The 11859-nt window shown below is 30.0% G+C and carries 9 protein-coding genes; 3 read left to right on the plus strand and 6 right to left on the minus strand.

The genetic code is table 11. From position 1 onward, the window contains the following. Positions 1-3 precede the first annotated feature (3 nt). On the plus strand, positions 4-1587 hold the full coding sequence (gene nadB, locus FP421_RS07660; RefSeq protein WP_159949273.1) for an L-aspartate oxidase: 1584 nt from the start codon (positions 4-6) through the stop codon (positions 1585-1587). 58 nt (positions 1588-1645) lie between these two features. On the opposite strand, the gene trxA is transcribed toward nadB, so the two are convergent. From trxA to FP421_RS07690, 6 genes are all read right to left on the minus strand, one after another. Next, on the minus strand, positions 1646-1942 hold the full coding sequence (gene trxA / locus FP421_RS07665; protein ID WP_159949275.1) for a thioredoxin: 297 nt from the start codon (positions 1940-1942) through the stop codon (positions 1646-1648). Between the two features lie 12 nt (positions 1943-1954). Then, positions 1955-2950, minus strand: a complete 996-nt coding sequence (locus FP421_RS07670) for a c-type heme family protein (protein ID WP_159949277.1) — start codon at positions 2948-2950, stop codon at positions 1955-1957. Between the two features lie 50 nt (positions 2951-3000). Beyond that, on the minus strand, positions 3001-3642 hold the full coding sequence (locus tag FP421_RS07675) for a Crp/Fnr family transcriptional regulator (protein ID WP_159949279.1): 642 nt from the start codon (positions 3640-3642) through the stop codon (positions 3001-3003). A 312-nt stretch (positions 3643-3954) separates the two neighbouring features. Then, the gene (locus tag FP421_RS07680; RefSeq protein ID WP_159949281.1) at positions 3955-5298 is read right to left on the minus strand and encodes a TolC family protein; all 1344 of its coding nucleotides are present in this window, start codon (positions 5296-5298) and stop codon (positions 3955-3957) included. Beyond that, positions 5288-8485: an efflux RND transporter permease subunit gene (locus FP421_RS07685; protein ID WP_159949283.1), complete on the minus strand. Its 3198-nt coding sequence runs from the start codon at positions 8483-8485 to the stop codon at positions 5288-5290. The genes FP421_RS07680 and FP421_RS07685 overlap by 11 nt, the downstream gene beginning before the upstream one ends. Before the next feature lie 3 nt (positions 8486-8488). Continuing rightward, the gene (locus FP421_RS07690; protein WP_159949285.1) at positions 8489-9604 is read right to left on the minus strand and encodes an efflux RND transporter periplasmic adaptor subunit; all 1116 of its coding nucleotides are present in this window, start codon (positions 9602-9604) and stop codon (positions 8489-8491) included. Positions 9605-9809: 205 nt separating this feature from the next. On the opposite strand from FP421_RS07690, the gene FP421_RS07695 reads away from it, so the two are divergent. Both FP421_RS07695 and FP421_RS07700 read left to right on the plus strand, forming a co-directional pair. After that, on the plus strand, positions 9810-11003 hold the full coding sequence (locus tag FP421_RS07695; protein WP_159949287.1) for a peptidogalycan biosysnthesis protein: 1194 nt from the start codon (positions 9810-9812) through the stop codon (positions 11001-11003). Next, entirely contained in the window at positions 10993-11859 is an 867-nt protein-coding gene (locus FP421_RS07700; RefSeq protein ID WP_159949289.1) for an acyl-CoA thioesterase, read from the plus strand. Before FP421_RS07695 ends, FP421_RS07700 begins: the two co-directional genes overlap by 11 nt.

An 11859-nucleotide genomic window follows, 5' to 3' on the forward strand; every position in this document is an offset into this window, starting at 1 on the left:
ACTATGCCTTCTGAGCAAAAAATATTTACTACCGATTTTTTAGTGATTGGTTCTGGAATTGCAGGATTAACATTTGCCTTAAAAACAGCAACCAAATTTAAAGAAGCTAAAATTACCATCATCACTAAAGATGAACAAAGCGAATCTAACACCAAATATGCGCAAGGTGGTATTGCTTCTGTATACAATAAAACTGTGGATACTTTTGAACAGCATATTAAAGATACTTTAATTGCAGGCGATAGTTTATGTGATGAAGAAGTAGTAAAAATGGTGGTTGAAGATGCACCAAAAAGATTACAAGAATTAATTGATTGGGGTGCTCAATTTGATGAAAATGAACAAGGAAATTATGACTTAGGTCGTGAAGGTGGACATTCTCAAAACAGAATTTTACATCATGCAGATATTACTGGGGCTGAGATTGAACGTACTTTATTAGCACAAGTAAATGCACAACCAAATATTGATTTTTTAACGTATCATTATGCCATTGACTTGATAACAGAACATCAAGTTAAACAGAAAAAAACCAAAAGAAACTCTAAAGTTTCTTGTTTTGGAGCCTATGTGTTAGACATAAAAAAGGAAAGCGTAAAAACCATCATCAGTAAATTCACCATTTTAGCTTCTGGTGGAAATGGTCAGGTATATGAAACTACAACAAATCCTCCAGTTGCAACTGGAGATGGAATTGCCATGGCCTACAGAGCTAAAGCTGAAATTTCTGAAATGGAATTTATTCAATTTCACCCAACTGCGTTATATAATCCTGGAGAATATCCTGCCTTTTTAATTTCTGAGGCAGTAAGAGGTTTTGGAGCAAAATTAAGAGATTTTAATGGCAATTTCTTTATGCAAAACTATGATGAACGTGAAGAATTAGCATCTAGAGATATTGTTGCAAGAGCTATTGATAACGAACTTAAAAAAAGCGGTAAACCACATCTGTATTTAGATTGTACACATTTAGATATGGAAAAATTTAAGGAGCATTTTCCTAACATCACCAAAAAGTGTTTGTCTTTAAATATTGATGTATCTAAAGATTATATTCCTGTGGTACCTGCTGCACATTACATTTGTGGTGGCATAAATGTGAACAAAAAAGCAAAAACCTCCATTAAAAAACTATATGCTTGTGGAGAAGTTACTAGAACTGGTTTACATGGTGGAAACAGGTTAGCTTCCAACTCTTTGTTAGAAGGTTTGGTTTATGCCCATAATGCTTTTAAAAATGTTTCTAAGAAATTTAACAAAGTAAAATTACCAGAAAATGTTCCTGTTTGGAATGATAGTGGTGTAATAAAAAATATGGAAAAAGTCTTAATTTCTCACGATAGAAATGAGGTTAAAACCATTATGACCAACTATGTTGGAATTGTACGTTCTAATGAACGATTAAAACGTGCAGAAAAACGATTACGTGTCTTATACGAAGACAACAAACGTTTGTATGATTATTCTGAACTTTCTGTAGATTTATGTGAATTGAGAAACCTAATTACAACAGCCTATTTAATTACTCAATTCTCTAAAAAAAGAACCAGCAATTGTGGTGGATTTTATAGTTTAGATTGTATCTAGCATAAAAAAAGCACCTGAACATTAATCCAGGTGCTTACTAACTAAACTATTATAATAATCAACCAACGTTATTAATAATAGAAACTAATTCGTTTTTCTGTACCATACCAGATTGTCTCCAAACCTGTTTTCCAGATTTATATAAAATTAATGTAGGCACACCTCTAACTTGATATTTTGCTGCAATAGCTTGGTTTTTATCAACATCAATTTTAAGAATTACAACTTTATCTTGCAATGTGTCTTTTACTTCTTTTAAAATAGGACTCATCATTTTACATGGCCCACACCATTCTGCAAAAAAATCTACTAAAACGGGTTTTTCTTGATTTATTATTTCTGAAAATTTGCTCATGCCAAAGAACTATTATTTACTAAATGAAACATTCCAAATTCCACGAACTTGGTTTATATCATAACTCAAAGCTTTATCATTTGGGTATAATTTTTTTAATGCAGCAAGTGTATTTTCTGTAACTTGTGTTTTAGGTGTACCATGGCATTGTAAACACATACTATTTGTTTTTATAGGATAATACACATTTACATGATTTGACGATTCTACAACTATGGGTTCTGAATCTTTGTTTGATGCTACATCATTTTTAAATGAATTAATCATTTTTAGCTCCTCTAAATTGGCAGCATTTTTAGGGTTTCTAGGTTTATCTGATACTCTTTTGATAGTTGCATTGTGATAAACAGACATACTATCTGTTAAAGGATATGCTTTTACATTACAAAATTTTAATGCAGCTAAAGTGCCTTCTTTTTGAATTTTACCCATTAAATTTTTGCCTAAAACCGCTTTTGTAGAAAGTGCATATTGCAAACCTCTTTCTGAGTTTGGTAAATCTTTTAAATTTTCACCCATTTTATGGTTCTGCTTTCCTTTCATTTTTCCTTTTCCCTTTCCTTTTCCTCTTTCTTCATTAAAGTGAGACTCAAACCATTCTGGTTCTTCAATATCGTTATCAAAAATGTAATCTGCAATTTTTTTAATATCGTCTGCTGCAAAAGCTTGTTTTGGCATTACTCCAAATCTTTTAACAGCACCTCTCATTTTTGTAGCTTCTTTAGTTGGGTTATTTACAAAATTTTGTATGGATTTTATAAACTCTTCTTTAGTAGTTTTTGAAGAAATATAGTGCTTCTTAATGGCGATCATTGGTGGTGCAATTCTATCATCATGAGAAGCAGATGGACTATGACAAACATAACATTTGTTTTCCATGAGTTTTTTACCTTCATGTTGTTGTGTGTCTTTTGCAGTTGCCAAATTCTTTTTAGAATAAGAAGGTCTGTTAGTATCTTTACAACTAAAAAATACTGTAAATGCTAAGAGTAATATTAGTATTCTCATCTTTTTTTCACAAAAGTAAGATGTAGTTTTCTTTTCTACAGTAACCTATGTTACAGTTCTAAAACTTTTATACTATTTCTAAAAAGTTGGATTTTTTCATCGTTTTCTAACTTTTTTAATAATCTTGAAATTACCACTCTAGACGTATGCAAATCTTCTGATATTTCTTGATGTGTTATTGAGATAACATCGTTATGATTTACCATTGCCTTGTCTTTTAGGTATTTAAACAAGCGTTCATCCATTTTTAAGAAAGCAATAGTATCTACTGCCTCTAAAAGCTCGTCTACTCTGTTGTGATAACTGCCTAAAATAAAAGCTTGCCAAGAACTATATTTTCCTAACCAATCTGACATTTTTTCTTTAGGTACCATGATCAAATTAACATCAGTTTCTGCTATTGCTCTAATTTTACTTTTTGTTTCACCCAAACAACAAGATAAGGTCATTGCACAAGTATCTCCTTTTTCTAGATAATAGAGCACCAATTCATCTCCATTTTTATCTTCTCTTAATATTTTAATAGCACCATCTAAAAGTAAAGGCATAAATTTAATATAACTACCAATTTCCATGATAGCTTGATCTTTTTTAATGGTTTTATGGACTCCTACTTCTTGAATTTCGGCGATTAATTCATCCTCAAACAAATAACCAAAATTGGCGTGTAAATTATTTTCAATCTCTAACATTAAACTTTGATTTGATTTTATAAATTTACTAAAATGTAAGGAATAATAAGTAATATAGAAATGAAAAATCCGAGTTGAACTCGGATTTTTCTTGACTAAACTACTACTATTTACTCTTAGGTTTCTTATCGCTATTCATAAGAAGAAAAAGCGTGACCACTAAGCCTACAACAACCAAGGCAAAAACACCAATCATAATGGTGCCATTTGTCCAAGAAACCTGAGGTAAAATTAAAAAACTCATCTATCACTATTTTGATACTGTAAAATTAAGAGATATTTAAACAGTGAAATATGATAAAAATCAGTTTCCTAAAAATTAACATTTAAAATATCTCCACTTAATTGTAGTAACTGTAATTCTATCAATTTAGCATCAAATTTTGCGTTGTTTAATGCTGTTTTTGCATTGATTAAATTGATTTGTGCTTGACGAAACTCTACAGAAGAGATTTGTCCCAATTTAAAACGCTCTTCTGATCTATCAAAATTGTTTTGAGTAGTTAACACATTGGTTTCTTGTGCTTTTAAAATAAACAACTGGTTTTTATAATTCTCCCAGGTATTTTTTAAGTTATTTTCTATAGTTATTTTTTGCTGTTCTAATTGCAATTGCTGATTTTCAATCGAAATTTTTGCATTAGCAATTCTTGTTTTTCTGTTACCACCATCAAAGATATTCCATGTTAAATTTAAACCTGCATTTAAACCATCAGAAGTAATTAATCTTGCTCCAAAAGGGTTGACTAAGTTTTCGTTTTCTGTTCTGTTAAAAGCATATGAGGCATTAAAACCTAAAGTTGGGAAAAAATCTGATTGGTTGACCTTTAAATTAAATTCGCTTATTGCTAAGTTTTTCTTGTTCTGATTTAGTAGCGAATTGTTTTGTAATGTTTTCTGCTGCAAATCATCAAGGTTTAATATATTTTCAAAATCAACGTTTGTTTCAACTTCATAAGTGGTTTCCTTTTTCTGACCTAAAATTACATTTAAACCACGTTTTGCGTTACTTAATTGTTGTTTTGCTGAAATTAAAGTGATGCTATCATTATTAACATCAACTTGAGCATTTAAGTATTCTAATTTAGTAGATTGTCCATACTCATATTGATATTTCGCACGCTCTAATCGTCTTTTAGAAATGGCTAATGCTTCTTTTAAATTTGTTGTATTTTCTGATAATCGAGCAATTTGAAAATATACCGTAAATAATTGTAAATAGGTATTTTCAATAGTTTCTTTAGCTTGTAATTCTGATAGATTATACTGTTCTTTTAATTGTTTGTAATTGTATTTTCTACCTAAACCATCAAAAATTGTATAATTTACTGCTACAGAAGCATTGTAACTTTTAGTAACAACACCATTACCAACACGTTCACTGTCATTACCTGTTTGTGGATCTGTAAATACAATCTTTTGATTATTTCTTCTATAATCTGCTCCAGAATTTAAAATTGCAGTAGGTAAAAACCCTGTATTGTAGATACTAGAATTATTTTTAGCAACTTCTAAATTATTTTTGGCAATTTTAATTCCGAAATTGTTTTCTAAAGTAATTTCTAAAGCCTCTTTTTTGGTTAAAATTTCTTGTGAAAACCCATTTAGAGTTATCATAAGAACTAGAATAACAATATGTGTTTTATTAAATTTCATCTTCATCAAATTTAGATTCTATAATAGCTCTTTCTACTTCTTCTCTAGTTATTTCACCATCATGAATAAGCCATTTAATTTTTACTTTTATCTGATTTGAAACAGACAACATCATTGGTAACATTACCAGCGTTAAAACTGTAGCAATTGCAATACCATAAGCAATAGATATGGCCATAGGAATTAAAAATTGAGCTTGTCTACTTTTTTCGAAAATTAAAGGTGCTAAACCTGCAATAGTTGTTAAAGAGGTTAAGAAAATTGCCCTAAAACGAGATTGACCTGCTCTAATTAAAGCATCATTAAATTTTGTTCCTTCTTTTAAGTAACTATTAAACTTACCAATTAATACCAAACCATCATTTACCATAATTCCTATTAAGGCTATAATTCCTAAAAAAGATAAAATACCAAGAGCAAAGTTGTGCACATAATGCCCCCAAATAACACCAATCATACTAAAAGGTATCATTATTATCAATAAAATGGGTTGCGAATAAGAACGGAATGTAAATGCAATTACAATGTAAATTAATATTAAGATAATGGGTCCTACCAAACCTAAAGAATCTGTAGTTTTTTTAGCCTCTCTATTCTGCCCTTCATATAAAGGAGTTACAGTTGGATATTTAGATAAAATTTCGGGCATAATATTAGCTTTAATATTATCTAAAATATCTGTCTCACTTGCTGTTAAATCTTTTAAATCTGCTGTAATTTGAATTTCTCTTTTTCCTTCTAAATGATTAATAGCAATATCTCCCCTTTCTATGATATAATTAGCAATTTCAGAAAACGGAACTCTACTTCCAGATGGAGTTACAATTCGCATATCGTCTAAATTTTTAATAGAAGACCTGTCTTTTTTGTCATAACGTACCCAAACTTTAATTTCATCTTGACCTCTTTGAAAACGTTGTGCTTGAAAACCAAAAAATCCTGCTCTAATTTGAGCCATTACCGACTGTAAATTTAGGCCTAATAAATACGCATTGTCTTTTAATTTTATTCTTACTTCTTTAATTCCAGCAGGATCATTGTCTGAGACATCTTTTAACACAGGGTTGTTTTCTAACACTTGTTTTAGTTCCTCCTTTACTGCTTTTAATTCTGTAATATTATTTCCTAATAAAGAGACTGCTACAGGACTTCCACCAAAGTTACCTCCAGAACCAAAAATCAAACTTTCTACACCATAGATTTTACCTACTTTTTGTTGAATAGCATTTGTAATTTCTGGTGATGAAAAATCTCTTGTTTCTCCTGGTAAAAGGTTTACACTTAACGTTGCATTTGCACTTCCTGGACCCACTCTTTTAATTACATTTTCTACAACAGGAATGTTTCCTGTTTGCTTTTGGGTATATTCGTCACTTACCAGCCAAACTTTTTCTTCGATAAAAGAAATGATAGAATCTGTAATTTGTTCGTTAGTACCTTGTGGCATGTTTAGAGTGATTTGAACTCTATCACTTGCAATTCTTGGAAAAAATGAACTTTTAATAACTCCTCCTCTTAAAGCCGAAAAACTAATTAAAAGTGTTGCTACAAAAAGACAGAAAACAAAAATCTTATTATTTAATGAGAACTTTAAAAAAGGTACATAATAATTATCTCTAAATTTACCTAAATAAGTATCAGCTCCTTTATTTACTTTCTTAAAAAAAGCATCTATTTTATTTGTTTTTTTCACTTCACCATTTTCTAACCTTTTTCTATCTAAAGCTTTAGAATGTGCAATATGCGCAGGCAAAATAATTAAAGCTTCAACTAGAGAAACCGCTAAAGTTAAGATTACAATTGTAGAAACCTCTCCAAAAAAACTTCCTATTCTACCATCCACGAAAAAGAAAGTTGAAAAGGCAATAATAGTTGTTAAAATTGCGGATACAATAGGCGGAATTACCTCCATTGTTCCATCTATTGCAGCTTTAATTTTAGATTTTCCTAAATCGTAATAATGATGGTAAATGTTTTCTCCAATCACAATTCCATCATCAACCAAAATACCAATAACAATAATCATCCCAAAAAGAGAAAGTACGTTAATGGTTACATTAAACTGAGCTGCAAAAACAAACATTCCTAAAAAGGCAACTGGTAACCCAAATGCTACCCAAATAGCTAATCTTAGATTTAAGAATAATGCTAAGAAAAAAAGTACTAATAAGATTCCTGAAATTGCATTTTTAGCTAGAAGTTCTGTTCTTCCTTTTAGTGTGATACTTCTATCGCTTGTAACACTTAATTGAACATTTTGTTGCTTTTGATTGAACTCGTGAATGTAATCTTTAATTTTATCTGCAGAAGAAATTAAGTCTTCATTATTGGTATTACTCACAGTAATATCTATACCTAAATTTCCATTATAATACAGTCTGTCCGGGTTTTCAGACCAAGTATCTCTTACTTCAGCAATATCTTGTAAACGGATAATATTACCATTTGTTTCTGTTCTAACAATTAAATTCTGTAATTCTACTCCATAATAAGAACGATTACTGGCTCTAATTAAATAATCTTCATCTGCTGTTTTAATGTTTCCACCTGTAATTAGAATGTTAGAGTTTCGAATTGCATTGGCCACTTCTGTAAATGATAAATTATAGGCACGTAAATCATTTTCTCTAACAGCAATTTCAATTTCTTCATCAGGGAAACCAGAGATTTCTACTTGTGAGATTCCTTCAATTCCTCTAATATCATTTTCAACATTTCTTGCATATTGTTTTAATGATTTCAAAGAAACATTTTCTCCGCTAACTGTAAAGCTAATGGTTGGTCTTATACTTTCTACCTTAGCAATAACAGGTGGTTCCATACCAGAAGGGAAAGAAGGAACTCTATCTACTGCATTTTTTACATCAGATAAAACGATATCTATATTTTTTCCTTTTTCTACTTCAACATTTACACTTGCAGAATTTTCTCTAGAGACAGATGTTACTCTTTCTACACCAACAATTCCTTTTAAATTATCTTCTATTTTTAACACAACACCTTCTTCCATTTCTGCAGGTGAAGCTCCTGGGTAAGCAAGTGTAATTCTAATTAGTTGAGAATCTACCAATGGAAAAAAGGAAGATTTCATACTAAAATAACCAAGTACACCAAAAAGGAGAAATGCAATAATGATTACGTTTACAGCAACAGGATATTTAATAAAATAAGTAATGATTTTTTTCATAGCTTATTTCTTTTTATTGATTTTTACAATCATACCATCAAAAGCTCCTGGTAATGTTTGAGTTAAAATTTTATCGTTATTATTTAATCCTTTTACAACAACTTTATCAGATCCAAAGTAAACAGGTTTTACATTTACAAGGCTTAAAACGCTATCATTTTTAACCGTATAAACAGCTCTATTATCAACCAAAAGTTTTCTTGAAATTTCAATCGCATTAGATTCAGATTTCGCAGTCAAATCAGCTTCTAAAAACATACCCTCTTTTAAATCTGGATGCTTAACATCTATATATGCTTTTATAGTTTGTGACACCTGATCTACCTTGCCATTAACACGAACTACAGTACCTTTATAATTCTTAGTTTTTTCTAAATTAGAAAGTGCTACTGAGTTCCCTACTTTTAATAAATCTGCAAATTCAGAATTTACAGAAACTTCCATTTCATAGATGCTTGGGTCAATAAATTCTCCTAATTTTTGTCCAGATCTTACCAAAGTTCCAGAACTTACAAGTGCTTCTGTTAGGATACCAGAAAAAGGCGCTTTAATTTGATGTTTAGAATAACGTACTTCTAAATTATTAACATTATAATATGCTGTTAAAATTCCTCTACCAGATATAAAATATTTTTCTTTATCTGTTGAGAAATTTGGGAGTTTAGGAACAGGTTTACTCATCTCAAAACCCTGTAAATAGGTTTCCCATTTTTTAAATTCTGATGGATAGTCTAAACGAATGTCTGGAAGAATAGCAGTAATTAAATTAAATAAATTACTTTTTTGAGATTGTAAACTTGCGTAAAATTCATCACTTTTAATACTTAAAAGTATTTCTCCTCTGTTGTATTTAGTTCCTGGTTTAAACGCTTTTTTTGATGTTTTTAAAACACCCTGAACCTCAGAGAATAAATCAATTTTATTCTTAGCAACTAAGTTTCCGCTGGCAGTTATAATAATTGGAATGTCTTTGTTTTTGACATTTGATACGAAAACCGTTTTTATTGATTTCTTAAATTTTGGCCTAGGTTTAAGGCTTTTTTCAACCAAATAATTTCCCAAAATTATAGCTCCAACAACAGCAAGAATTCCTAAAGTTGTTAATATTATTTTTCTCATAGTTTGTTAGTTGATATTTCTTTAGAAGATAAAAGAAAGTTTAAAGTTGCTGCAAAGATACTTTTTAGACAGAACCATTAAAGCATAGTTTAACTGTTACTTTGTTAAAGAAACGTTATAATTAGACTTTTACAAGGGTAAAAGAGTAAAAATCACTTTTTTTTAGCATCTTTATACTAGAATAAATTTTCACTAAATCTAACTATTGAAATTCTGCTCAAACACAAATAACGCCTCATTTTTTGCTTCTGTAGATGATATTTCTGAGGATATTTGGCAAATTCTAAATTGTGAAAACAATATCTATTTTCATCGAGATTTTTTAAAGTCAATTGAAAAAAATCATCCTAAGATTCTCTTTTCTTATATTGTTTTAAATGATGAAAACAAGCAACCTATTGCTTTAGCCTCTGTTCAAATTGTTGATTTTTATATAAACGGAATTAAAAATGACCTGGAATCGTTTCTTAAAAAAATTGAACAATTTGCAAGAAAAATTCATCTATTCCCTTCAAAAAAACCACTTCGATTATTAATCTGTGGAAATACTTTTGTAAGTGGTGAACATGGTGTTTTTATCAAAAAAAATAATGATAAAAAAAAGGTGATTAAAAAACTAGCAAAATCCATCTCTCACCTTTCAAATTCAAATAAAAGTTTAAAGGCAGATGCTTACCTTTTAAAAGATTTTACAAACGAATCTCTTTTTATTACTAATGAGCTTAAAGAATATTACTACCATCCTTTTTTAGTAGAGCCTAATATGGTTTTAAAAATTGATGAGCAATGGCATTCTTTTGATGATTATTTGGCAGCAATGAAAACCAAATTTAGGGTAAAAGCAAGAAAAGCATTTAAGCAAAGTTTATCTCTAAGAATAGAGGAAGTTACCTTAAAAAACATAGAAGATCAATTGCCAGAAATGACAACACTTTATCAAAAGGTAGCCAATAATGCTGATTTTAATTTAGGTACTTTTAATCTTGCTTCTTACAAAAATTTAAAAGAAAAATTGGGTGAAAACTATATTTTAAAAACCTATTGGCTAGAAGATAAAATTGTTGGTTTTATATCGGGTATTGTCTCAAATACTTCTTTAGACGCGCATTTTGTTGGTATTGATTATAGCCTTAACAGAACATATGCTATTTATCAAAGAATGTTGTATGATTACATAGAAATTGCCATAAATAAAAAGTTAAAAACATTGAATTATGGAAGAACGGCAAGCGAAATTAAAAGTTCTGTTGGTGCTTACCCGCAAGATTTAACCATGTATCTTCGACATAAAAAAACCATCACAAACAAAATTTTAAAGTTATTTTTGCAAAGAGTGCAGCCCACTCCATTTCAACAAAAATTCCCGTTTAAAAAAATAGAATTGGTCAATGAAAAATAGCAAAGAACTTATTGAACTTTTAAATTTAAAAGATTTAGGAAATCATAATTTTAGTGGAGATAGTGTAACTATTGGTAGTCCACATGTTTTTGGTGGACAGGTATTGGCACAGGCAGTAAATGCTGCTTACAGAACCATTCCTGCAAATCGGTTTTTGCACTCTTTACATTCTTATTTTTTAGAAGCTGGAGATTTAACCATTCCTATTAACTATCATGTGGCAGAAATGCGAGATGGAGGTAGTTTCTCTACACGAAGAGTTACTGCAAGTCAAAGAGAAAAAACCATATTTATTTTAGCAGCATCTTTTCATAAAAATGAGGAGGGTTTTGAACATCAAATAGAAATTCCTATAGTAAAAAAACAACCTGAAGAGTTGTTAAGTTGGGATAATATGCTAACACAGTTTGGTGATTTTTTACCAAAATCTACCAAAGCTTTTCTAAGTATAGAAAGACCCATAGAATTTAAACCTGTTAGAGTTCCAAATCCTTTAGAACCTAAAGATTTACCTGCTAATGAACAAGTTTGGTTTCGTTTAAAAGGAGAGAAACCTAGTTTAGACTACAGAACAAAACAAGAAATTTTGACCTATATTTCTGATTATAATGTATTAAATGCCGCTTTTAATCCGAATGCAAGTAAATTTAATTTTGGGAATACACAAACTGCAAGTTTAGATCACTCTATGTGGTTTTTTAGAGATTTTGATTTTGATGATTGGATGCTATTTTCTGCTGAATCTCCAAATACATTTGGAGCGAGAGGTTTGGCAAAAGGAAATATTTTTACAAGAGATGGAAAATTAGTAGCTTCTTTTGCTCAAGAAGGATTATTAAGACCAAAAAAGAAATAA

The organism is Polaribacter septentrionalilitoris, assembly GCF_009832745.1.
GTDB lineage: Bacteria > Bacteroidota > Bacteroidia > Flavobacteriales > Flavobacteriaceae > Polaribacter > Polaribacter septentrionalilitoris.